Raw genomic sequence first — 23,913 nt, forward strand, 5'->3', positions numbered from 1 at the left:
CACGCGGCAGGCCGTAGGGCGGGTTAGCAGCGGAGCTGCGTAACCCGCCATGCAAGAAAATAGTGGGCGGATGAGCAACACCGAATGGTGGCGGCTGCGCTAGAATAAGCATACGCATTCTTCCGTCCACGCCCCATGAACAGCCGTCAAATACTGCCCGAAACACCCGTCCTGGCCACCCGCTTGCCGGCGGTGGGCACCACCGTTTTCACCCGCATGTCCGCGCTGGCCGCCGAACACGGCGCCGTCAACCTGGGCCAGGGCTTCCCGGACTTTGCCTGCGAGCCGAAACTGGTCGACATGGTGAGCGACGCCATGCGCGCCGGCTTCAACCAGTATCCGATGATGACAGGCGCGCCGGTGCTGCGCCAGGCCATCGCCGCCAAGATCGCCGCCCATTACGGCCACCAGTACGACGTCAACGCCGAGATCACCGTCACCGCCGGCGCCACGCAGGCGCTCACCACCGCCATCCTGTGCGCGGTCCATCCGGGCGACGAAGTGATCGTGCTCGAGCCCGCTTACGACAGCTACCTGCCCGCCATCGAACTGGCCGGCGGCGTGGCCGTGCGGGTGCAGATGGCCGTGGGCGAAGCGGGCTACAGCGTGCCCTGGGGCCAGGTGCAGGCCGCCGTCAGCGGCAAGACCCGCATGATCGTCATCAACACGCCGCACAACCCCACCGGCACCGTGCTGCGCGCGGCCGACATGCAGGCGCTGGCCGACATTGTGCGCGGCAGCAACATCCTGATCCTGTCGGACGAAGTGTACGAGCACATGGTCTACGACGGCCAGCGCCACGAATCGATCTGCCGCCACCCCGAGCTGGCGGCGCGCAGCTTTGTGGTGTCCAGCTTCGGCAAGACCTACCACGTCACCGGCTGGAAGATAGGCTATGTGGCCGCGCCGGCCGCGCTGATGGTGGAGTTCCGCAAGGTCCACCAGTACAACGTCTTTTCGATCAACACGCCCATGCAGCACGGCATCGCCAGCTATATGGCCGATCCGGCGCCCTACCAGCAGTTGCCGGCGTTCTACCAGCGCAAGCGCGACATCTTCCGCAATGGCCTGCAAGGCAGCCGCTTCGAATTGCTGCCGGCCGACGGCACCTATTTCCAGTGCGTGCGCTACGGCGCCATTTCGGGCATGCCGGAAGCAGAGTTCGCCGAATGGGTGACCACGGAAGTGAAAGTGGCGGCGATACCGGTTTCCGCGTTTTACCAGCAGGGCAAGGAGTCGGGCATTGTGCGCTTCTGCTTTGCGAAGAAGGACGACACGCTGGCCCTGGCGCTCGAACGCCTGGCCGCAATATAAGAAGACGGCAGCACAGGGATAGAGCCATGAACCAGTACAGCAGCCTGAAAGACATCGTCCTGGGCGACACACCCAACCTCGCCATGGCGCGCCCTTCCGCGCTCAACGCGCTGAACAAGTCCAACCGCCGCCTGGAAAAGCTGCTGGCCGATTTGCGCAACGAAGCGAACGCGCAAAGCGAACTGCGCGCCATCGCGCGCGAAGTGATGGCGGCGGTGCAGTTGAACCAGGACGTGGCGCTGGCCAGCATCTTCCTGAGCCAGATCGCCGGCACCTACGCGGTGCGGCACTGCATCGAGACCGCCATCGTGGCCACGCTGGTGGCGCAGCGCATGCGCAAGCCGCAGGAGGAAATGCTGGTGATCGCCGCGGCCTCGCTGACCATGAACGTGGGCATGCTGCGCCACCAGAACACCTTCAACAAGAACTCCAGCCTGACCAGCGAGGAAATGTCCATCGTGCGCCGCCATCCGGAAGAAAGCGTGGACCTGCTGCGCGACGCGGGCGTGGACGACGAGGAGTGGATCGCCTGCGTGCTGATGCACCATGAGAACGACGACGGCACCGGCTATCCCGAAGGCCGCACCAGCGCGCAGATCACGCAGAACGCGCGGCTGATCAGCCTGGCGGACCGCTATTGCGCGCAAGTGTCGGCGCGCAACTACCGCTGTTCGGTGCTGGCCGACAAGGCGCTGAACAATTTGCTGGGCGACCCGGCCAAGGTCAGCGACGCGCTGCTGGCGGACCAGTTCATCAGCCAGATAGGCACGTATCCGCCGGGCGCGCTGGTGCGCCTGCAAAACGGCGAGGTGGGCGTGGTGACGCAGCGCGACGGCGGCGGGGAGATCCACATCCACTGCCTGCGCGACGCCAACGGCAAGTCCTTGCGCGACGCCAGCGGCCTGAGCCAGGCCCTGCGCCGCGCCAGCGATCCGGACTGCGCCATCGCCGAAGTCCTCAGCGAAGACCAGGCAGACGTGCGCTTCAGCATGAAGCAAATCTGGGGCGAGCAGGCCAGCCTGTAAGCGCCTCAGCGTCCCAGCTGCTGCAGCTTGCGGTCTACGAAGCTATGCAGCTCCTGCGACAGATTGCCGCTGTTCTTCGCCCGCGTGAAGGCTTCCTGCGCTTCGGCGTTGCGCTTGTCGGCCATGAGCGAAATTCCCAGCCCCATCCACCACACGCCGTTCTGCGGCTGCAGGCGCAGCGCGGCCTGATACTGTTCGGCCGCTTCGCGGTTGCGTTGCGCGCGCTGCAAGGCGCCGGCCAGAAAAGCGATGTAGTCGCCATTCGCGCCGGCATAAGGCAAGGTCCGCTGCAGGGTCTCGATGGCCGGACCACCCTTCTCTATCTGCAAGCGCGCCAGTATCATGGCCATCTGCGGCTGTTTCAAATCCAGCCCCAGGCCGAACTGCAAATGGCGCATCGCCTCGTCCAGGCGCTTGTTCTCGATCAGCAAGCCCACCAGCGTCTGGCGGGCCGTGTCGTGGCGCGGATACAGGAAAACCGCCTGCTCCATATTCGCCAGCGCGTCCGGCACGCGGCCTTCCTGCAATGCAGCAAGGCCGCGCCGGTAAGCGTTCTCGCCCTGCTGCTGCGACGTCATCGTCACGCCGCCGGTGCCGGGCTGGGCGCCAACTTCGGCGGTGCGCACAGCCTTCGCTTTGGGCTCGGCCTTCGCCGCGCGCGCACCGGCCTGCGCGCCCGCCGGGCCAGCTGCGGGCGCAGCTGCGGAGGCGGCTTTCGCGCTGGCCTTGGCCGCAGCAGCGTCGGCCGCGGCCAGACGCTCAGCCTCGATCTTTGCCTGGCGCGCCTTCTTCTTCGCAGCCTTCAGTTCCGCCGCCAGTTCCGCCGCGCTGTGTTCATCCGCGTTTGAGCGCGGCGGGCGGCGCGAGAAGCTCGCTGCCGTATCGCCCGCGTCAGGCGATACCGCGTCCGGGGATACCGGCATCGGACGCGCGACGGCCAGCAAGGGCGCCGAACCGTGCGGCGCCACTGCAGGCGCGCTGCCGGCGGCGGTTGTGGCGGCTGCGTTGCCGGCGGAGGCGGCCGCCGTATTGGGAGCGGCAGCGGCACTGGCGGCAGTCGCGCCGGAGGCCCCCGGGGCTAAGGCAGCGGTGGCAGGCGCTCCCTCCGGTCTATGCATAAATCGCCATCCCAGCCAGCCACTAAGACCCAGCAGCACCACGGCCAGCCCGGCCCCTGCCGCCATCATGGCGCGCGGCGGCTGGCCTGTCGTAATTGCCCGCATCTGCGGCACGCTGCTCTGCCCGGCCTGCGCGCCGCCGCGCGCGTCCAGATCCTGCAGCATTTTATTTATCAGACTCATTTGATCAAGGCCCAGGTAATGCCGCACGCCGCCAGCGCCAGCCCCGCCGCGCCCGCAAACCACGGCCATGCCGCGCGCTGCGGCGCCACCGTGTCCGACGCGGCCAGCACCACATGGCGCTTTTCCACCTGCTGGCGGCCTTCGCCATACGCCAGCATCAGCGCCTTGTGCGACATGATGTTGACCAATCGCGGTATGCCGCCGGTCGCCAGGTAAAGCTTGCGCACCGCGCCGCGCGCGAACAGCCTGCCGCCGGCATAGCCGGCAATGCGCAGGCGGTGCGCCAGGTAGTAATCCAGGTCGTCCTTCGACAAGGCGCCCAGGTGGTAATGGAAAGTGATGCGCTGCGCCAGTTGCCGGATGGTGGGGCTTTCCAGGTGCGCGTTCAGCTCGGGCTGGCCGAACAGCACGATCTGCAGCAGCTTGCGTTTTTCGGTTTCCAGGTTGGTCAGCAGGCGCAAGGCTTCCAGGCTCTCCACCGGAATCGCCTGCGCCTCGTCCAGGCACAGCACCACTTGCTTGCCCTGTCCCGCCAGTTCCAGCAGCCGGTAGTTGATGGACTTGAGCAGCTGGTGCTGGTCAACGTCGCGCTCCAGCGTAATCTCCAGCTCGTCGGCCAGGGCCAGCATCAGCGTGCGCGGCTCCAGGTAGGGATTGGGAATGTAGGCAGTGACGAATTCCTCGCCCAGCGTGGCCATGAACTTGCGGCACAGCAGCGTCTTGCCCGTGCCGACCTCGCCGGTAATCTTGATAAAGCCTTCACCGCTTCGGGCCGCCACCAGCAGCGTATTGAGCGCCTCCTGCGAATGCGGGCTGGTGAAGAAAAAGCTCGTGTCCGGCGTGATGCTGAAAGGCACCTCACGCAGGCCGAAGTGGGACTTGTACATCAGCGGCGCTCCATAGGCCGGCGCGGGTCCAGCTTGTCGATGCGGCCGCTGGCGTCCTGCATATCCTGCGTCCAGCTGGCGGCGCCGTCCACGATGGTGGGCTTGATCAGCACCACCAGCTCGCGCTTCTGGGTCTGGCTGTCGGTATTGCGGAACAGCGCGCCCACCACCGGCAGGTCGCCCGCGCCGGGCAGCTGCGAACGGTCGTTGACGGTGGACTGGCGCATCAGGCCACCGATCGCGACGATCTGGCCGTCCTGGCCGCGCACCATGCTGTCCATTTCCGACGTACTGGACGCCGCCAGCGGCAGGTTCAGCGAGCCGGCGCTGCCCAGGTTCACCACCTTGTTCACGGTGGTCACCTGGCTGACCGAGGGATGCACGTGCAACATGATGTTGCCCTCGTCGTCGATCTGCGGCGTCACGTCCAGCACCACGCCGGAGAAGAAAGGCTGCAAGGTCACGTTGGGGCTGGTGGTGTTGCCGGTGGCGTTGGAATTGGTGGTGGTGCTCACGCCGGTGACGTAGAACTCGTCGGTGCCTATCTTCAGCACAGCCTTCTGGTTGTTCATGGTGGCGATGCGCGGGCTGGACAGCACATGCACCGAACCCTGCGACTCCAGGAAGGAAATCATGGCGGCGAAATTGCTGGTCTGGAAGGCCAGGCCGAACAGCGAACCGGGGTTGGTGGCGGCATTGGCCAGCGCGAAACCAGTGCTGGCGGCCAGGCCGGCGCCGGTGGTCATGGTGGGCGGCTGGCCGCCGGCATACGGCAGCGGCTGCAATGCCGAGCCCGGCTGCAAAAAGCCCGCCGAGACGCGGTTGTCGTGCCCGGTTTTGAAGGACGCGAACGAGGCCCAGTTGATGCCGCTCTGGAAGCCGGTGTTGAGCTGCACCTCCAGGATCTTGGCCTCCAGGATCACCTGGCGCTCCACCGCCAGCTGGGTGGCTTTCAGGTACTGGTCCACATTACGCAGCTGCTCGGGCATGGCGCGCACCACGATCACGCCGGACTGCGGGCTGATGACCAGGCTGCGGCCGTCGGCCACGCCGCCCATCAGCGCGGTCAGCGCTTCCTTCAGGTCAGCCCAGAAATTGCTGTCGGACGTGGTGGTGACGTTGCTGGAATCTTCCTGCGTCGCCTGCTGGTTGTTCTGCTGCTGCGGCTGCTGCGGCGTGTTGTTCTGGCCGTTGCCGCTCTGCCCGCTCTGGCCGGACGTGGTGGCGCCCGACGTGCCCACCGAGGTGGACGACACGCGCACATTGGAACTGCCCTTGCGGTTGGCGGTCAGGTAGTTCACCTTGAACATGCGGGTCTGCATCGTCAGCGGACGGATATAGATGCGCGTGCCTTCCACCTTGTAGTCGTAGCCGTACAGCTCGCGGACCGCGTCGAGCGCCTCGAACAGCGTGACGTCTTTCAGGTGGGCGGTGATGGTGCCGCTCACTTCTGGGTGAATCAGCATGTTGTAGCGCGTGCCCGCCACGATGGAGTTGTAGAACTGCTGCACCGGCACCTGGTTGAACGCCACATTGAAGCGCTCGTCCAGCACAGCGCGCGCCTTGGGCAGCTGCGAGGCCAGCGCGGGCAGTTGCGGCAGCAGCGCCGCCTCCACCGCGTCCGGCGCGGCCTGCTGGCGCGGCGAGTTGGCGGCGGCCTGGCGCACTTCCTTGCCGATTTCCTCATAAGTGTCGCGCTTCGCGGCAATCTGGCTCTGGCAGGCCGCCAGGCTGGCTACGGCGCCGGCGGCGCAAGCGAGGTGTATGAGTTTTTGCATATTGTGGACTCGGTTGGTACCTATTTTTTGATGCTTCATGGTTTAGCGAACAGTTTCAGCGTTTCCCGGGATTTGCCACGGCGCAGCACCACTTCCGTTTCGCCTACCCGCTCGACGACAGCGTCGCCAACTTTCATTCCCACCCGCACCATTTCGCCATTAATCACGGCAACGCGGCGCCCGCCTGGCTCGCGCGAGACGAGGATGGACTGCAGCTGCGGCGCGGCAGGTTCGCCGGGCTCGCCCGCCTCACCGCCCTGCACACCCATAACGGCGGGCGGCTTGGTGGGATCGGCCAGGCTTTGCGCCTGCGCCGGCCCCGCCAGCAGGCAGGCCAGAGAGGCGTACAGGGCGATAGGCTTCATAGCGCCATCCATTTGGTATCCAGGCTCAGGGTGTACAGCGTCAGCGTCAAGCGCGCTTTCGGGTAGTCTTCCGCTTCCAGCGTGGCCTTGCCCCAGAACAGCTGGGACGGCATATGCTCCAGCGCTTCCATATAATTCACCATGTCCAGGTAGCTGCCCTGCAGCACCAGCTGCACGCCGTGGCGGTACAACAATTCTTCCTGCTTGGCCGGGGCCGGCACCGGGGTCGCGCCTGGCGGCGCGGCGGCTGCCCCGGCAGCATTGGCGGGAGCGGCGGCGGGCTGCAACAGGTTGTTGGCAACGCGCTGGGTATCGTTCAGCACCGGCGCGGCGCCGCTTTCCGGCTCGGCAAAACGGCCGTCGCTCATGCCGCGCGGCGGCAGCGTCTTCAGCGACACCAGCTTCAGCTTGCCGCCTTGCAGCATCTGCTCCAGCATATGGCCTATCTTCTCCGGTGCGACCAGGCCTTTTTGCATGGTGCGCAAGGCGGTGCGCATGGCCTCGTTCTCAACCTTGAGCTTGGCCAGGCGGTTCTTGCTGCCCTGGTCCGGATCGACCTGCGCCACGGCCTGGCGCTGCGCCAGTTCCATGTCGTTGGCGGCCATTTGCTGCCGCTGCTGGCTGATCACGGCCTTCAGCGACTTCTCGCGCGCCAGGGCCGGCTCTATCATCATGGTGTACAGCAAAAACACGATCATCGCGGCGGCGGCGCCGCACGCCATCAGCCGCTCGCGCAGGCTCAGCGCTTCAATGCGGGCGGCCAGTTTCAACCATTGCTGCTTCATGGCGCCTCCGCTTTGGCGCCGGCGGGCATCGCTTGCAGGCGGAATTCAATATAGGGAGCCACGGCCGGTGCGCTGGATGCGCCTTCGCCGCCCGGGGCGGCCGCGCTCAGCGCAGGAGCGCCCGGCACCGCTGCGGCAGGCTTGGGCTGGTTCATCTCCAGGTGGCCAAAACTGGTGCCTTTCAGCACCGGCTCGCGCGACAGGCCGCCCAGGTAGCCAGGCAGCAGGCTGGCCTGCAAGGTGCGGCCCTGCAAGCCGATCTCGTTGCCCGCGCCGACTATCTGCACACCGGTCAGCCACAGGCCGTTGACGCGGCTGCGCGCAAACGCCTTGAAATAAGCCGAGTACCCGCGCGTATTGCCGAACTCGCCCTTGTCCAATATGGCCGACACGCCTAGCAGCGCGCGGTTTTCGGCCTCGGCCTGGTCCAGCTCCTGCTGCACCGTCGCGCTGCGCTGGCGCGGCGCCAGTTCGGTCAGCGCGGCGGTCTTGCGGGTTTCACTCTGCGCCAGTTCGCCTTTGACGACGGCGGCCTGCGCTTCCAGCGCGGCGGCGCGCTGCTTGGCCACCATGCCGGCCGCCAGCGCGCCCAGCAGGACAACGCCCAGCACGCCCGCCAGCGCGGCGGCGGAAAAATAGTTCTTCTGCTTGAGGAAACGCGGGTTGAACAGATTGATCTGCTGGCTCAAGGGCGGTCTCCTTCGTCGCGCAGGGCCGCGCCCAGCGTCATGAAGTAGCGCGCCTGCTGCGCCGGGTCGCGCAGCTCGGGCACCTGGTCAAGGTCCAGCACGCTGTCCAGGTCCAGCACTTCCACCGGCAGGTAGAGATTGCGCGACAGGTACTCGTGCAGCTCCGGACTGCCGGTAGGCGCCAGCACCAGCTTGGACACGGCCACATGGCTGAACTGCCGCTCGAAGTGGTCCAGCGAGCGCTGCAGTTCCAGCGTGATGCGGTCGTGCAGTTGCTGCTGCTTGCCGCTGTCGCCGCTCAGCAGCTGGGCCAGCGTGATGTCCATGCGGCGCGCAAGGTACAGCTCGCCGCCAAAGGTGACCGTCAGCAGGCCGCCGTCCAGGTCGAACGACAGCAAGGCCACGCCGCGCCCTTCCGGCTCCAGCATGGCGGAGATATTGCGTTGGGCCATTTCAGGAATGTCGATGGCGTCCAGGCTGACTTTGCTGCCCGCGAACAGGTTCTGGCGCGGCTCGATCACGCTGTTGCGCGCGGCCACGGCGAACACCTGGTGGTTGTGGGCCGGCGCGTTCTTGGCCACCGGCACATCGAGCACATCCACAGTGGCGTCGGCCACGGGAAAATCGATCATGTCTTTCAGGCGCCAGCTCACCGCCGTCTTCAGCTCCTCGGCCGGCACATTGGGCGCTTCCAGCATCAGCAGCTGGTATTCGCCCATGCCCAGCACGCTCGAGCATTGGTACTGCGCGGTGTTCAGGTCTTTGTGCAGGCGTGCCAGGGCCGCGCCGGCCTGCTCGCGCGCGCCCTGCACAAACAGCGCCGTCCGGACGGAAGGACGGGCCTCGCGGCGGCGCTCCACGCGCGCGGCGAGCACGCCATCCGCGTACAGCGCGATAGCCAGCCAGCCGTCTTTCTTTTTCGCTTTTCCCCAAAAACCCATAAAACCGTCTCAATATTTAGCAATGCATTCACAAAGCGTCGCAGTGGCTTGATTATATTCAAGATTCCTGTCGCGTCGAGACCATATTTCATCCCTTGAAACAACTTTCCCACGCTTTTTTGCCGAATGGAGACAAAAAGCATATTGCAAGGCGGTCAATGCATTTCCCTGAGGTAAATATATGGCGCGCGGTAGGTGCCAAACGTGAGACGCCCATAGACGCCGGGCAGCCAGACCGGCTTGTTCGGCGTCACATTCGCGCTGCCATAATTGCCCGCGCCCGGCGCCGCCAACCGGATGCTGATCACGCCATTTTGCAACGTCACCGTGGCGGGGGATGTGCTCGCCAGCACAGGCTTGCATTGCGCGCCCGCCGCCAGCATCTTGGTGCAACCGCTGAACGTGAGGTCGGTGCCGGCCAGGCTGCTGGCGTTGTCGCTGCTGCTGAGCTGCCAGCCGCTGCTGCTGAAGAATTGCGCCTGCAAACGCAGCGGCATGGGCAGCAGCTCCGAGCCGTAGCCGTGGCTGGCCACAAAACGGCCGCTGACGATGACGAGGCCGCCTTCGATGGCGCTGCTGACCTTGGAGGTGACGCCGTCCGTGCCGCTGGTCTCGGCGCCGCGCAGGAAGACATTCGTGGGCGGGATCGTGCTGGCCGCATTGACCGTTGGGAAGGTATACACCGGCGTGAGCGTGGCGACGCCGTCCGCAAAGCTGCTGGCAGCAGCGCTCGCCGCGCTGAGCACTGAACCCGCCGGCGTACTGGGCGGATTGGCGCTGCTGCCCTGCGCGGCGGAGAAAGCGGTCAACGCCGCTGCCCTGGCAAAGCCTCCGCGGTAGTTGCGGGTCGTGGCGCCGAGCGCATTGCGCGCCAGCAGCTGAACCGGGAACGGCTGCTTCGAATAGGCCGCGCCGTTGACGCCGGCCGCGCATGGCAGCTGGGTGTGGCAGTTCATGGTCCCAGCAGGAACGGCGTCGAAATGGTGCGGGTAAAAACGGCCGACATTGACCGGCAGCACATCAATCGGGCCCGTCCCCAGGTAGTCCGATACCTCCGCCGCTAGCCGGATAATGCCCACGTCGTTGAAAACAAGGTCGCCGCTGGCCACGCCGTTGCTGAAAGCGCCGAATCCACCGCCCACGTCGACGTCGCCGAAGTCGTTCTTCTTGTCCATGTCCGGGAAGAACTCACCACTCGCATCGGTCGCCACCCTGGCCTTCACCGTCAAGACCACAGGGACGTCCTCGCGGCCGAAGTTGGGCGTGATTACCGGCGTAATGCCGCCCGACATGGCTTGCACCTGCACCCGGAAGGTCGATCCCGCCGGCACGAAAGCGCCGTCGCTCAAGGACGCGGTCGGCCAGCCCGCCTGGTTGTTGCGGGATGGGGTGATGCCCACGCTGGTGACGGTGGTCAGCTGCAATTCGCGCGGGCGCGATACGAAGGGATCGGTGCTGCCCAGCTTGCCGGCCTGGTCGATGGCCAACAGCTCAACCCGGCCGGCGTCGGCGTAATTGAACTCGTAGATCACCGCGCTGGTCGGCGAATTGGCGGGCAGCACCACATCGCGGAAAGCACTGCCCCACTCGGCGGCGCTGGAGGCCGGCACCAGGCCGCTCTGCGCGCACAACTCAAGCGGAATGGCGGACGCGCCGCGCGGGGTAAAACTGGCCTTGCGTCCGTTGGCGGTGGCCGGATTGTGGCAAGACAAGGCAAACTTCATTTTGACCGTGGTGTCTACGGTATCCAGGCTGGTCGGCACTTCGTTCACCGTGTAGGTGACAAACATCGGTATCGCCTCGTTCGCCGTTACCGTAGTCAGTGAAATCCGTTTGCAGGTCTGGCCGCTGTCGTTGAACGGAAGGCCATGCCTGCAAACGCCGTCGGTAAACACATACACGGGCAAAATGCCGCCCTGGCCGACGCGCACGCTGACCGTCGCGCTGTTATTGCTGCTGTCATAGTCAAACAGGGAGCCGCTTACCCTGGCTGTATTGCTCACCAGGCCGCTGGCGTTGGCGGCCGGCGTGACGCGCAGCGTGATGGGGGGCAGCGTGGTTCCCGTCGCCATCGTGCCGCTGTAGGTGCAGGTCACCACCTGCGCCGCCATGCCGCAAGTCCAGCCAGTGCCGCTGGCACCGGTATAGATCAGCGAGGCCGGCAGTGTATCCCTGACCACGATGGGACCGGTCTCCGTGAGCGGACCGTTATTACCTACCGTAATCGTGTAAATACTGGGCAGCGAAGGCGCCAGCGTGTTGTTCAGTGTCATCGTAATACTGCGGTCGGTCGCCGGCACATTCGGCGCCGCGATAATCTCCGCATTCAGCAGTACCAGATCCTGACCGGAACGATAGGTGGTGATCGCCTGTGTATCGCCGCCTTTGATAACCGGCGAACGCACCGTGTAGGCATCGAAATCGATACCGTAGGAGGCCGCATTGTTGTCTATGCTGCTGGCGGAATTGAACTGGTTGTCGCTATTGTTGAGCGTATCCTGCATCGCCACGCCGTTGTACTGCAGATACTCGCTATCGTTCAGCGTAGCGTCGCCTTCCCAGGTGATATGCCCTACCCGGCCAGTAACAGTTCCGATCGGGTTCGGCGTCTGGAAATTGCTAAGCACCAAGGACTGCGAAGAATTGCTAATAAACTGGAACCCTTCGTAAATATTCAGTACGCGGAACGTTTCACTCGGCAGCGAATAGACCACCAGCAACTGGAAGCCGCCAAGCACCGTCTGGTTTGTGCAATACGGAGCGCCCTTTACGATCGCCAGGCCGCCGACGGTATACACCGCATTGCCTTTGGCCCTCACCTGGCCGGTCACGTCGGCTGCGCCGGCGAAGAATGGCCTGCTCACGCCGGCACTGACGTAGTTCAAGGAAAACTGGCGCGCCGCCGGCGCGGTGACGGTTACACCGTCGAAGTTGACTGTGTACTGCTGCGGCGCAGAGTTGGAACCGGCCCAGTACAGCTGCGCGCTCAGAACGGTGGAGCCGGACGGCAAGCCGGTCAAAGACATATTCAAAGTGCCTTCGTCGACCGCGCAGGCATCGCCACCATTATTGCCGCTGGGATTGGGCAAGGTCCGCATGCTCTTCTCGGTGCCGGTGAAGTTGATATTGCCGGCGAAGGCCTTGACTTGCTTGATCGGCGTATCGGCGCGCGCGGCCGGCGCGGCCAGCAGCAGCGCCCCCAGCCCGGCCAGCAATGCCTTGCGCAAGGCCCGCATCAGAACTGCACCGTCACAACGCGCTGCACATAGTCGGGCGACGTTGGCGCAGGATTCGGACAAACGCCGCCGGCCGGCTGGTTGCACGCGGTCGAGGTAATAATGGTTTGCAGCGGATGCCCCGGTGGCTGGTAGTCAGGCGCGCCAAGGGTGCCTATGGACGACATATTAGTGGTCGCGTTCTGTACGCACTGCACGCTGACCGTGAAAGGCGCCATCGTTGGCGCCGGCATGGTGAAGGAACTGCTGCCGCAGGCGCCGTCTATCGCCTGCCGGTACAAGCCGTATTCGGCCCCGGAGCGCGCCGCTTCATATGCGCGTGAACCGAGCAGATCCAGTGCCGAACCCACGTGCTGGGTAGTCGACAGCGTGACGATGGCCGCGCCCAGCGCCGACAGCACCACCAGCAGGAAGATCGCGGTGACGATGCTCACCCCGGCCTGGCGCCGCAAGCGCCGCGCTATGGAAAGTTGCGTTTTCATGGCGTGTTGTCCACGTGAACCTGCCGCACCAGCTCCACGGCCTCGCCGTTGGGCAGCTGCAGCTTCAGCTTGATGGTAATCAGGGCGGTCTGGATGTTCGGCAGCTGCGTGGCATCGAACTGGCAGGTCGCCACCGCGTTCGACATCAGCGCGCCCACGCCCAGCGGCCCCGGCACGTCCACCGCCTGCAGCACCTGGTTGTTTGTGTAGCGCGTCAGCGTGCCGGTCCCGCTCGCGGGCAGCGCGCACTGGTACACCACCGTGCCGCTCACCACCTGGAAGCGGCTGGTGGGCGACGGCATGGTGGGCGTGGCGACGGCGAAGGGGTTGGTGGCCATGGTGATCTGCGTGCCGTTCACGGCAGTGACCAGGCCGGCGTTCTGCTGGTTGTAGGCGTCGGCCGGGCTCTGGCCCTGCCCCAGGTTGTACACCACGATAAAGTCGCCCGGCACGATGGCCTGGCGGCCGGTGGGCGCCGCACCCGCCATGTGGAAGGTGCGCGCGGCCGGGTTGGTAAAACTGAGCGGCAGCACGGCGGGCGGCGGCTGGTCGCGCACGTCGATATAGCGGCCGCCGGTCTTGGTAATCAGGAACATGACCGAACGGCGGTCGGCCGACACGACGATGCTGTTGGGCAGCGCCAGGCGCAGCTCGCGGCTGATGCGGCGCAGTATCAGGTCGGCCGCATCGCTCAGCTCGGCGCGCGCCACGCTGTCGACATAGCTTTGCACCGGGGCTTTGATAAAGATGGCCACCATGCCGGCCACGATGCCGGTGATGACGATGACGATAATGGCTTCAACCAGCGTGAAGCCGCGCGCGCGGCGGGTCGGGTAATTGGGTCTCATAGTGGCGACGGTGGGCTGACCGGCAAGTTCTGCGGCGTGTAGCGCGCGCGATAGCTTTCCAGCACCACGTTCTCCGAACCGTAGGCTACGCGCACGGTGATGCGCAGCGCCAGGTTTTGCGGCACCCGGGCGCCCGCCGGACCGAAGGCGCTGTCCTCGACGATGGTAACGGTGGCGGCGTATCCGGTAGGGAAGCTGTTGCCTACCACGTCGGTGGTGTAGGTCGCGGGCGAGCCGAAGGCGGCCACGTAGTCGTTCACGTTGTCATATGGACGCGAGTTGCCAAGCTCCGGGCCCACACCCTCGGCGACGGCGCAGGCCGCGCCGGGGGTTTCCATGGCCGGATCGGCGCCATCGCAGGCCGTGAACGGCGCTAGCCGCACCTCTTCCATCAAACTTTCGGCGATGGCCATGGCCTGCTTGCGACGGGCCGGATCAGTGCTACTGCGGTTGCTCACGGTGATCACCTGCAGCACGCCAACCACGGCCACACCGACGATGACGATGAAGATGATCAGCTCGACCATCGTCAAGCCGCGCTGGCGCCGCTTAATAAACATAGCCAGTCTGCGTTGTGACGACGACATTGTGGTTCAGGCCGTCGCCAGCGATGACGATGGTCTGGGTGGGAAGACTCTGACTGCTGGACGCCAGGAAGGGCTCGCCGGAAGCGTCGAAGTAGAAAGTGGAGTACGCCGTAATGCTCAGGCCGGATGGCACGCCTTCGCAGGCCCACGCAGTGGAGTTGCCGCACCGTTGCAGCGTGGCGCTGCTGCCGGAGTTGCCGCCCGCGGCCGGAAGAACACGCTGCGCGCAGGCCGCGTCGAAGCACAGGGCAGCGCTGGCGCCGTCCAGGCGCACGAACACGTTGCGGTTCTGGGCGATAGCCAGCTTCTGTCCGTATCTGATCAAACCGCGCACCTGGTCGCTGTAAGCCACGGCGCCGAAGTTGCGCTGATCGAACAGGCGAGGCACAGCTACCGCCCCGAGGATGCCGGCCAAGACTATCACGATGATAAGTTCCACCAGCGTAAACCCAAACTGCCCGGACTTACGGCCAGGCAGTTCAGTTAAGCCAGCCACTACGGACAGGCTCAGATGCGTCATGGCGCCAGGATTAGCAGCCAGTGGTGGTCGGCGCACTTACAACGCCGGTCGCTTCGGTGTAGGTAAAGAAGCAGTTGGCCCGTCCAGTATCAGTGCCGATGGTAGCCACCCCCGACGCGGTGGCAAAAGAATAGTCCGACAGACTACCTGCCGCTACACCAATGCCATTCGCATCTGCGGTAGGGTAGCCGCTGCCGTTCATCGTCACACCGTTGAGAGTTTGCGCGGTACTTGGCGAACCCGCAACCAACCAGGCACCGCGCGAAATGCCTACGGCGCTGCTGACAGCGCCGCGTGCGCCGTTCAGCTTGGCGCGACGGGCATCAGCACCCAGGTCCGCAAACTTCGGCAGCGCGGTTGCAGCCAGAATGCCGAGGATGACGATCACCACGATCAGTTCGATCAGGGTAAAACCAGCTTGAGCACCACTACGGATAGAACCGATTTGTTTGTTTTGCATTTAATACTCCACCTTAGTCTGAAAGAAATTGTGACAGGCCTGTAGTCAGTATGTATAACGACCTCAGCTTCCGTCAACTTGAATCAGGGCGACGCTGCCATTCTGGTCATGCGTTCCATCCGGCTTGGCGTCTTTCGTGGGCAAGCGGCTGAATTCTACCTTGAAATACCAGCGATCAATTAGATCCTGCGGAAAACTTTTTTTCCCTCTGAACACATAGACAAGAATACGCTTGTCCCGATTGAAATACCAAAAACCGGGTTCCAGCTTATTTGCTGACAATCCATCAATTTCGCCCTTGTAATTCTCAGGTTCTCGCTCAAGCAGCCTGATCGGATTCGCGCTGACCAACTGGGCAAGGCGTGCACGGTCTTGCTGCACCGCCGCCTCAAGAGCCTTGCTGTACAAGGCGCTACGCATATTTGCCACCAACAATTGCGCACCAGCCCTCTCGGCCTCGTCCTGATAAAAAGCCAAGCGCTGCAACAAGACGGCCGCCAGAACGCTGAAAATAATTGCAACAACAGCGAGTTCGAGCAGGCTGAAGCCTTGCCCTCGCCTCCGTTGCGGCGAAACGACACCAATTGTGTACTGGGCCGGTTTGCGCATCAGTGCAGGGCCGCTTGCCCCAGATTCCAGATCGGCAGGAAAATCCCCAGCGCCAGCACCAGCACCATCGCCCCGAGAAAGGTAATCATGATCGGTTCAATCTGGGATGCCAATGTTTTCAACTCATAATCCACTTCGCGCTCATACATTTGAGCGATCTCATCCATCAAATCATCCAGTGCTCCCGACTCCTCGCCAACGGCGATCATCTGCAGTACCACTGGCGTGAAGACGCCCGCCGCGATGGAAGTACGCAAGATGCTGTCGCCCCGCTCCACGCTGTCGCGCATCTGCTCCACCCGCGACGACAAATACGCGTTATCCACCGTCTGAGACACCACGGTAAGTGCCTGCACGATAGGCACTCCGCTGCGACTGGATAGCGCAAAGCTGCGCGCAAAGCGGGCCATGGTCGCTTTGTGGATGATTTTCCCGGCAATTGGGAAGCGCAGCTTGGCCTTGTCCCAGGCGAAGCGTCCGCCAGGTGTCGCAACCCAGGTGCGCGAAGCGAAAAAGCCCGCAATTGCCGCCACCAGCAATACTGGCCAGTACTCAACGGTGAATTTGGAAGTGGCTATCAAAATGCGCGTCATAAGCGGCAGTTCGGCTTTGAAACTCTCGAACACTTTGACGAACTGCGGAATGACAAAAATGTTCACGACGACCATCGCCAACGTCATGGCGATGATGACAAACGTCGGATAACGTGTAGCGCTTTTGACCCGGTTTTTCATCTCCCGGTCAAATTCCAAGTGATCAAACAGGCGCAGAAACACGTCGTCGAGCCGGCCGGTCATCTCGCCCACCTTCACCATGGACAGGTAAAAGTTATTGAACACTTCAGGGTGGCGCCGCATCGCGGCGGACAATTCGCGGCCCGCGTCCAGCGATTCTCGCAAATCCTTTATAACCCGCCCGAACGATTTGCTGATGGCCGACTCTTGCAGGCCAGCCAGGCCGCGCATGATGGGCACGCCGGACTTGAGCAGCGTGTAGAGCTGGCGGCTGAACAGCTGCACGTCCATGGAATTGACCTTTTTCTCGGTCATCCTGGCCCACCAGCTCTCGCCGTCCTTGGCCGCAGCCTGGCGCGTGAGCGTGATTTCCACCGGCGTGGCGCCGGTGCCGAACAGCTGGTCGGCCACCGCGTTGCTGTCGGCGCCCTCCAGCACTCCCTGCATCAGTTCGCCGCGCGCGTTGCGGGCCTTGTAGGCAAAAAACGGCACGTCACTCCTCGTACTGGTTGCTGATGCGCATGGCTTCAGAGATGGTCGTGCGGCCCTGGATCACCAGGTGCACCGCGTGCCGGCGCAGGGTCTCGCCCCGCATCTGCGCATGCGCCACCTTCATGAAGTGGCTGGTGTCATGGTGGTGCGACGCGTCCACCACCGCCTGCGTCATCTCCAGCAGCTCATACACGCCGGTACGGCCGCGATAGCCCATGCCGTTGCAGTGCGAGCAGCCCTTGCCGTGGAAATAGCGCGCCATGTCCACCTTGTCGTTCAGCTCCAGGCGCAGCCACTCGTGCTCGGTCGGCGTGGGCGTGTACGGCGTGGTGCAGCTTTCGCAGATCACGCGCACCAGGCGCTGCGCCAGCACGGCCTGCAACGAACTGCCCACCATATAGCGCGGCACGCCCATGTCCATCAGGCGCAGCGGGGTGCTGGCGGCGTCGTTGGTGTGCAGCGTGGAAAGCACCAAGTGGCCGGTCATGGCGGCGCGCAGGCCGATCTGGGCGGTTTCCTGGTCGCGCATCTCGCCCACCAGCACGATGTCCGGATCCTGGCGCAGCGCGGAGCGCAGCACGCGCGCGAAATTCAGTTCGATCTTGTCGTTCACCTGCACCTGGTTGATACCGGGCAGGCGGTATTCGACCGGATCTTCCACCGTGATGAGCTTTTTCTCCACCGAATTGAGCTCGGCCAGCGCACTATATAGTGTGGTGGTCTTGCCGGAACCGGTGGGGCCGGTCACCAGCACCAGGCCGTTCGGGCGCTGCACGATGGCGCGGAACTTCTCCAGCACACCACGCGGCATGCCGATGGCGTCCAGCCGCAGGTTGATGCCGCCCTGGTTCAGCAGACGCATCACCACCGATTCGCCGTACTGGGTGGGCATGGTGGAAATACGCACGTCGATGCGCTGGTTCTTCACGCGCACGGCAAAGCGGCCGTCCTGCGGCAGGCGCTTTTCCGAGATGTCCAGGTCCGACATCAGCTTGAGGCGCAGCGCCAGCGAGGGCGCGATCTTGATATCGGCCTCGGTTTGCAGGTGCAGCACGCCGTCGATGCGGAAGCGGATCTGCAAGCGGCTTTCCTGCGGCTCGATGTGGATGTCAGAGGCGCGCACCTGGGTGGCGTCGTCGAACACCGACTGCAGCAGCTTGACGATGGGCGCTTCTTCCAGGCCGGGATTGGCGGCCAGCGCGCCGAAGTCGACCGACACGTCGCCCAGGTCCTGCTCCAGCTCGCGCGCCAGGTCGGTGATATCGTCGGTGCGGCGGTAGATGCGGTCGATGGCGGCCAGCACCTCGGTCTCGTTGACCACGGCCAGCTCGATATTCTGCTGCACCAGGCGGGCGATTTCGTCGTAGGCGAACAGGTCGGTGGGGTCGGCGATGCCGACCAGCAGCGAGCCGCGCCTGTCCTCCAGCACCAGCGCGCGGAAGCGGCGGGCCTGGGTTTCCGGCAGCAGGCGCACCACTTCCGGATTGATGTTGTAGAACTTGAGGTTGATATAGGGGATGTTGAGCTGGCGTGCCAGCGCCCCGGCGATCTGCTCCTCGGTGACGTAGCTGCTCTCGATGAAGACCCGGCCCAGCTTGCGGCCGCTGCGCTTCTGTTCGGCCAGCGCCAGTCCCAGCTGTTCCTCCGTCAGCAGCTTTTGCTGCACCAGGATTTCGCCTAAGCGGACTTTTTCGGGCCGAGCCATACACTACTCCGATCGTTGCACATTGGTCGCGGCCATTTTATGCCAGATCAGCCCGTTTCTACGAGTAATATGTGCTGCCCGCTGGCTAAACCAGTCCGATATTTGCTACAGTGCTCATCTGTTCAGCATGCACGCATATGGCCCTCGACCACTTCAACCTGACCCGCCCGCCTTTCAGCCCCGCAGCCGGCCCCGCCTTCCACTACGAGGACGCGGCGCGGCGCGAGTTGCTGGGCGCCCTGCACTACGCGCTCAGGCTGGGCGATGGCGTGATCAAAGTGACCGGCGAGCCGGGCAGCGGCAAGCGCATGCTGTGCCAGGTGCTGGCCGAGCGGCTGGCGCAAGGGGCCGTGCCGGCCGCGCCGCCGGTGCAGGCCTTGCTGCTGGGGCGGGGCACGCAGTTCCCGGTGTCGCCGCTGGACGCGGTGTGCGCCATCGCGCGCCAGCTGGACCTGGCGCCGGGCGGGCTGCGCACCGACGAAGTGATGCGGCTGCTGCACACCCATCTGGCGGCCGGGCGCGCCGCCGGCAAGCTGGCCGTGCTGCTGGTGGAGGAAGCGCACGCGTTGCCGCTGGACACGCTGGAGACGCTGCGCCAGCTCACCAACCTCAGCGCCGGGCCGCATACGCTGCTGCCGGTGGTGCTGGTCGGTACGCCTGAGCTGAACCATGTGCTGCGCCAGCCGCGTTTGCGGCAGCTGCGCGAACGCATCACGCTCAGCTTCGTGGTGCCGCCGCTGCCGCCGGAACTGGCGCCCGAGCTGCTGGCCTGCCGCCTGCGCGCCGCCGGGCACCCTGACGGCGCCCTGTTCCAGCTTGACGCCGCCAAACTGATCGCCCGCACCGCCGGCGCCGACCTGCACGCGCTCGTGGCGCTGGCGGACCGCTCGCTGGCCGTCGCCGCCGGCGCCAGCGCCTCCGCCGTGGCCATGTTCCATGTGCGCGACGCGATCAAGGGCGTACCGGTGCGGCCCGCCGGCGATGCCGCACCGGCTACCCCAGCTGTGGCGGTTGTGGCGTTTGCCCCAACGGCGCCGCTAGTGGCGGAAGCGGCGCCAGCGCTAAAGACCGAGGCTGAGCCAGAGCCCAAGCTTGAACCCTCCTTCGCGGCAGCGCCTGAAGTTGAGCTTGCGCCCACGCCTGCGCCGGAACCGCCGCCGCCCGCCTCACCCGCCGCACTCGAACTGGCTGAACGATTCGCCGCCCCGCCGTCAACACCTCCTGGCGGCCTGCAAGACTTAATGCCGGCGCAGCTGCGGCCCAGCTCGCTGCGCCGCAAAGCGGTGATTGCAAGCGGCGCCATGCTGGCTGTCGCCGGCATTGCAAGCGCCGCTTTCCTGCTAAGCCCTGCGGCCGCCCCGGCCAGCGCCATCGCCGCCGCGCCCCAGCCAGCGGCAGCGGAGTCCGTCCCGACCGCTACGGCAGTTGCATCGGCCCCGCCCGCTGCGGCAGCGGCGCCCGCCCAGTCCCCGGTGAAAGCAGCCGCGTCTGCGCCCGCCATCGCCGCCGCGCGCGGCCTGACGCTGGACGTGCCGCGCCACACGGCGGCAGCCGCCACCTCCCGACCCGCCAGCCTGCTCAAACAGTCCCTGCTGGCCAGCAAGACCTGGCTGCGCGACGAGCCTGCAAACAACTTCTGCGTGCAGATCGAGAACTTCCCCGCCAGCGAACCCGAGCGCGCCGAGCAGTTCCTCGCCGCCACCCGCGCCGCCATCGGCCTGAGCGAAGTCCACAGTTACCCCATGCTGATCAAGGGCGAACCCCGCATCGCCATCGTCTACGGCAGCTTCGCCTCCGCCAAAAAAGTCCAGGAAGTGCAAGCCACGCTGGCCGAGCGATCCGGCGCCCGCCACAAAATCCGCACCATCAAAGGCATCCGCGACGCCGTGCGGCTTGCCCAGCAAAAAGCCGCGTCCGAATAGTCATCGCGCCACAATCTCCCAAAGGTTGGATGGCGCCATCTCCCGCATTAAGGATAATGGGATGCTCTTGACAACGTCCCCCCGGAGACCGCAATGAACAAAAACTTTCTCGCAGGCATCGTCGGCATTTTTATCTGTGGCGGCCTCCACGCCGCCGAACATGGCACCGAAAAGGAAGCCGAAGACCTGGTGGCGAAAACCATCGCCCAGATGAAGGCGGAGGGCCAGGACAAGGTGCTGGCCCAGATCAATAGCCGCGCCGCCGGCACCGAATTGAAGGACCTGTTCGTGTTCGTCTACGACTACGGCGGCACCATGCTGGCGATGGGGCCGAACAAGAAAATGGTGGGCAAGAACCTGATCGATATGAAGGACGTGGATGGCACACCGCTGGCCAAGGGCATGATCGACATGGTCAAGGCCAAGGGCAAGGGCTGGTACGGGCCATACAAGTTCTCCAACCCGCAAACCTCTTCCTACGAATACAAGAAAGCCTACTGCCAGCAGGCGGTCGGCGAGACGCTGGCCTGCGTCGGCGTTTATCTGGGCGACAAGCGCCCGAAATGAGGCGACGCGCCGCCTGCCTGCAGCTGTTGGCCCTGCTGCTGTGCTGCGCCGCCACCGCAGCCGATGTCCAACCGGTGCTCAGGCTGGCAGCCAACTATTGGGAGCCTTACACCGGCGCGGAGTTGCCCGGCAACGGTCTCGCCGCCGAGATCGTCGCCACGGCGCTGCAGCGGGCCGGCTACGCCACCGCGATCGACATCATGCCCTGGAGCCGGGTACTGAGCAACGCTTACAACGGCCAAAGCGACGGCGTAGTGGCGATCTGGCCGACCGCACAGCGCCGCGCCCGCATCTTGTACAGCGACAGCTACCTGTCCAACGAGCTGCACCTGTTTTTCCTGCGGCCAGAGCTGGGCGACCGAAGCAGTATGGACGCCCTGACCGGCCTGCGGATAGGCGTGATGCGCGGCTACGACTACAGCGACAATTTCCTGCTCCATGACAACTTCCAGGTGTTGCCGGTGGACCGGGTGGTGCAGAATCTGCTCAAACTATCCGTTGACCGAATAGACATGCTACTGGAGGACAAACGCATCGTTGCCTACAACCTGCGCCACCGCTCGGACGAGCTGCGCGGGCTGCCACCGCTACGGCATTCGGCCACGCCCCTGTTGACGCTGCCGCTGCATTTCGGCATGAGCCGCCGCCATCCGCAGGCCGAGCAAGTGATAGCCGCTTTCAACGCGCAACTGGCCCACATGCGCAAGGATGGCACGCTGGCCGCCATACTCCGACGCTTCGACGAGGCCCAGCCAATCAAATTTACAGTTGGCAATTGAACCGTGCGCCCCTGTTGCAGGTTTTGTTAGATGATGCGAACTGTCGTTCCAAAACTACAACATTCCGCTTGCCTGGGGCGTTCTGCACATGAAACAACTCGTCGCTCCGCTCATCCCGGTTGCCTGCTTCCTGCTGGCCGGTTGCGCCACGCCGCAACTGGCGCTCTCGCCTGCGCATCTGGCCGACACGCCGCGCGTGGCCGGCGCCATTCCGGATCCCGTGCGCCAGAGCACGCTGCCGCCGCCGCCCAAGCCTTCCGCCAAGGTGGAGACCTATAGCGTCACCGTGCACAAGGTGCCGGTGCAGTCGCTGCTGTTTGCGCTGGCGCGCGATGCGGGCATGAACGTGGATATTCATCCCGGCATTGAAGGCACAGTCACCCTCAATGCGCTGGACCAGACCTTGCCGCAGCTGCTCGGCCGCATTGCGCGCCAGGTGGATATGCGCTACGAGATCGAGGGCAGCAACCTGGTGGTGCTGCCGGACTCGCCCGAGTGGCGCAACTACAAGGTCGATTACGTCAACGTGGCGCGCAGCACGAACAGCAGCGTGAATATCGCCACCCAGATTTCCACCACCGGCGGCGGACAAGGCCAAAGCAGCAATCCGGTCGGCGCGGCTACGCAGGGCGGCGGCGGCGCCAGCTCCAGCCTCGGCAGCGGCAACAACAACTCCACCACGTCGGTGTCCAACCGCTCGGACAATAATTTCTGGTACAGCCTGGAAAAGAACATCCGCGACATGCTGCGCGCCTCGACCCTGGGGGATGCGCAGCAGGATCCGCTGGCGCAGATGGCGGCGCAGGCCGCGGCCCAGGCCGCGCAAAGTGCGCCGGGCGCCGCCGGCCAGGGCGCCATTGCCCCCATGGGCGCGGCGCCGCAGCCTTTCACCGACAACGCCTCGCCCTACTCGCCGCGCGGGCGCGCCCGCAGCGATCCGTCCATCGTGGTCAATGCCGAGAGCGGCCTGATCGGGGTGCGGGCGACCGCGCGCCAGCACGAGAAGATCCAGGAGTTCCTGGACCTGGTGGTGAACAGCGCCAGGCGGCAGGTGCTGATCGAGGCCACCATTATCGAAGTGAAGCTGGGCGACCAGTACCAGCAGGGCATCAATTGGAACGGCCTGAACGGGCGCCTGAACCTGATCCAGGGCCAGGTGGGCACGCAGCCCCTGCCAAGCGGCGTGCAGCCGGGCGTGAGTCCCGGCATGTTTGTGCTGAACTACCTCAATCCGGGCAACCTGAGCGCGACCATCCAGCTGCTGGAGTCCTTCGGCAAGGTGAAGGTGCTGTCCAGCCCGAAAATCAGCGTGCTGAACAACCAGACCGCCATGCTGAAGGTGGTGGATAACAATGTGTTCTTCACCATCAAGGTCACGCCCGCCGTGCTGAACTCCACCGGCACGGTGACCGCTCCCGCCACGTATGAATCCACCCTGCAGACCGTGCCGGTGGGTTTTGTGATGAGCGTGACCCCGCAAATTGCCGACAGCGACGAGGTGACCCTTAACGTGCGGCCGACCATCACCCGCATCGTCGGCTATGTGCAGGATCCGAATCCGGCTCTGGCGGCGGGAAATGTGCGCAGCCAGGTGCCGGTGATCCAGGCGCGCGAGCTGGAGTCCATTATGAAGATCAGCAACGGCCAAGTGGCGGTGATGGGCGGACTGATGCAGGATTCGGTGGACAACGCCAAAGATGGCGTGCCTTTCCTGAGCACGCTGCCGGTGGTGGGCAATCTGTTCGCCTACCGCAACGAGAGCGCGACCAAGACGGAGCTGGTGATCTTCATGCGGCCGGTGGTGGTGAAGGACGCCAGCATGAGCGGCGACTATAAGGACTACCGCTACCTGATGCCGGGCCAGGCAGGTGGGCTATGAGCTTGCTG

The 23,913-nt window shown here is 64.7% G+C and carries 22 protein-coding genes; 6 read left to right on the forward strand and 16 right to left on the reverse strand.

Annotation, left to right across the window (positions count from 1 at the left end; genetic code table 11):
- Positions 1-135 precede the first annotated feature (135 nt).
- Positions 136-1,314: a pyridoxal phosphate-dependent aminotransferase gene (locus GTP77_RS11110; protein WP_161072229.1), complete on the forward strand. Its 1,179-nt coding sequence runs from the start codon at positions 136-138 to the stop codon at positions 1,312-1,314.
- 26 nt (positions 1,315-1,340) lie between these two features.
- On the forward strand, positions 1,341-2,339 hold the full coding sequence (locus GTP77_RS11115; protein ID WP_161072230.1) for an HD-GYP domain-containing protein: 999 nt from the start codon (positions 1,341-1,343) through the stop codon (positions 2,337-2,339).
- A 5-nt stretch (positions 2,340-2,344) separates the two neighbouring features.
- On the opposite strand, the gene GTP77_RS11120 is transcribed toward GTP77_RS11115, so the two are convergent.
- The 16 genes from GTP77_RS11120 to GTP77_RS11195 all read right to left on the reverse strand — a co-directional run bounded on the left by GTP77_RS11120 (position 2,345) and on the right by GTP77_RS11195 (position 18,758).
- Positions 2,345-3,622, reverse strand: a complete 1,278-nt coding sequence (locus GTP77_RS11120) for a tetratricopeptide repeat protein (protein ID WP_161072231.1) — start codon at positions 3,620-3,622, stop codon at positions 2,345-2,347.
- A 14-nt stretch (positions 3,623-3,636) separates the two neighbouring features.
- Entirely contained in the window at positions 3,637-4,527 is an 891-nt protein-coding gene (locus tag GTP77_RS11125; protein WP_161072232.1) for an ExeA family protein, read from the reverse strand.
- Positions 4,527-6,305: a pilus (MSHA type) biogenesis protein MshL gene (gene mshL, locus GTP77_RS11130; RefSeq protein ID WP_161072233.1), complete on the reverse strand. Its 1,779-nt coding sequence runs from the start codon at positions 6,303-6,305 to the stop codon at positions 4,527-4,529. The genes GTP77_RS11125 and mshL (GTP77_RS11130) overlap by 1 nt, the downstream gene beginning before the upstream one ends.
- Before the next feature lie 35 nt (positions 6,306-6,340).
- Positions 6,341-6,670: an MSHA biogenesis protein MshK gene (locus tag GTP77_RS11135; RefSeq protein WP_161072234.1), complete on the reverse strand. Its 330-nt coding sequence runs from the start codon at positions 6,668-6,670 to the stop codon at positions 6,341-6,343.
- Entirely contained in the window at positions 6,667-7,455 is a 789-nt protein-coding gene (locus GTP77_RS11140) for a type II secretion system protein M (protein ID WP_161072235.1), read from the reverse strand. Before GTP77_RS11140 ends, GTP77_RS11135 begins: the two co-directional genes overlap by 4 nt.
- Positions 7,452-8,144 carry an MSHA biogenesis protein MshA gene (locus tag GTP77_RS11145; protein WP_161072236.1) on the reverse strand — a complete coding sequence of 231 codons (693 nt, stop codon included), beginning with the start codon at positions 8,142-8,144 and terminating at the stop codon, positions 7,452-7,454. The genes GTP77_RS11140 and GTP77_RS11145 overlap by 4 nt, the downstream gene beginning before the upstream one ends.
- A complete protein-coding gene (locus GTP77_RS11150; RefSeq protein ID WP_161072237.1) occupies positions 8,141-9,085 on the reverse strand; it encodes a type IV pilus biogenesis protein PilM in 945 nt (314 codons plus the stop codon). The genes GTP77_RS11145 and GTP77_RS11150 overlap by 4 nt, the downstream gene beginning before the upstream one ends.
- Positions 9,086-9,240: 155 nt before the next feature.
- Entirely contained in the window at positions 9,241-12,321 is a 3,081-nt protein-coding gene (locus GTP77_RS11155) for a DUF6701 domain-containing protein (RefSeq protein WP_161072238.1), read from the reverse strand.
- A complete protein-coding gene (locus GTP77_RS11160; protein WP_161072239.1) occupies positions 12,321-12,803 on the reverse strand; it encodes an agglutinin biogenesis protein MshP in 483 nt (160 codons plus the stop codon). The genes GTP77_RS11155 and GTP77_RS11160 overlap by 1 nt, the downstream gene beginning before the upstream one ends.
- Positions 12,800-13,651 carry a prepilin-type N-terminal cleavage/methylation domain-containing protein gene (locus GTP77_RS11165; RefSeq protein ID WP_161072240.1) on the reverse strand — a complete coding sequence of 284 codons (852 nt, stop codon included), beginning with the start codon at positions 13,649-13,651 and terminating at the stop codon, positions 12,800-12,802. The genes GTP77_RS11160 and GTP77_RS11165 overlap by 4 nt, the downstream gene beginning before the upstream one ends.
- Positions 13,648-14,211 carry a prepilin-type N-terminal cleavage/methylation domain-containing protein gene (locus GTP77_RS11170; protein WP_161072241.1) on the reverse strand — a complete coding sequence of 188 codons (564 nt, stop codon included), beginning with the start codon at positions 14,209-14,211 and terminating at the stop codon, positions 13,648-13,650. Before GTP77_RS11170 ends, GTP77_RS11165 begins: the two co-directional genes overlap by 4 nt.
- Positions 14,201-14,758, reverse strand: coding sequence for a pilus assembly FimT family protein (locus GTP77_RS11175; protein WP_161072242.1), 558 nt, complete (start codon positions 14,756-14,758; stop codon positions 14,201-14,203). Before GTP77_RS11175 ends, GTP77_RS11170 begins: the two co-directional genes overlap by 11 nt.
- A 10-nt stretch (positions 14,759-14,768) precedes the next feature.
- A complete protein-coding gene (locus tag GTP77_RS31045) occupies positions 14,769-15,218 on the reverse strand; it encodes a type II secretion system protein (protein WP_161072243.1) in 450 nt (149 codons plus the stop codon).
- Positions 15,219-15,281: 63 nt separating this feature from the next.
- A complete protein-coding gene (locus GTP77_RS11185; RefSeq protein ID WP_161072244.1) occupies positions 15,282-15,827 on the reverse strand; it encodes a type II secretion system protein in 546 nt (181 codons plus the stop codon).
- A complete protein-coding gene (locus GTP77_RS11190; protein WP_161072245.1) occupies positions 15,827-17,053 on the reverse strand; it encodes a type II secretion system F family protein in 1,227 nt (408 codons plus the stop codon). Before GTP77_RS11190 ends, GTP77_RS11185 begins: the two co-directional genes overlap by 1 nt.
- Position 17,054: 1 nt before the next feature.
- Positions 17,055-18,758, reverse strand: coding sequence for a GspE/PulE family protein (locus GTP77_RS11195; protein WP_161072246.1), 1,704 nt, complete (start codon positions 18,756-18,758; stop codon positions 17,055-17,057).
- Positions 18,759-18,895: 137 nt separating this feature from the next.
- Here GTP77_RS11195 and GTP77_RS11200 point away from each other — a divergent pair, with 137 nt between their 5' ends.
- The 4 genes from GTP77_RS11200 to mshL (GTP77_RS11215) all read left to right on the forward strand — a co-directional run bounded on the left by GTP77_RS11200 (position 18,896) and on the right by mshL (GTP77_RS11215) (position 23,905).
- Entirely contained in the window at positions 18,896-20,680 is a 1,785-nt protein-coding gene (locus GTP77_RS11200; protein WP_161072247.1) for an ExeA family protein, read from the forward strand.
- A 93-nt stretch (positions 20,681-20,773) separates the two neighbouring features.
- Positions 20,774-21,247, forward strand: coding sequence for a cache domain-containing protein (locus tag GTP77_RS11205; RefSeq protein WP_161072248.1), 474 nt, complete (start codon positions 20,774-20,776; stop codon positions 21,245-21,247).
- Positions 21,244-22,026 (forward strand): substrate-binding periplasmic protein, encoded by a 783-nt coding sequence (locus tag GTP77_RS11210; RefSeq protein WP_161072249.1) that lies wholly within the window; start codon positions 21,244-21,246, stop codon positions 22,024-22,026. Before GTP77_RS11205 ends, GTP77_RS11210 begins: the two co-directional genes overlap by 4 nt.
- Before the next feature lie 88 nt (positions 22,027-22,114).
- Positions 22,115-23,905: a pilus (MSHA type) biogenesis protein MshL gene (gene mshL / locus GTP77_RS11215; RefSeq protein WP_161072250.1), complete on the forward strand. Its 1,791-nt coding sequence runs from the start codon at positions 22,115-22,117 to the stop codon at positions 23,903-23,905.
- The last annotated feature ends 8 nt before the right edge of the window (positions 23,906-23,913 follow it).

This window comes from Pseudoduganella aquatica (assembly GCF_009857595.1).
GTDB classification, from domain to species: Bacteria; Pseudomonadota; Gammaproteobacteria; order Burkholderiales; family Burkholderiaceae_D; genus Rugamonas; species Rugamonas aquatica_A.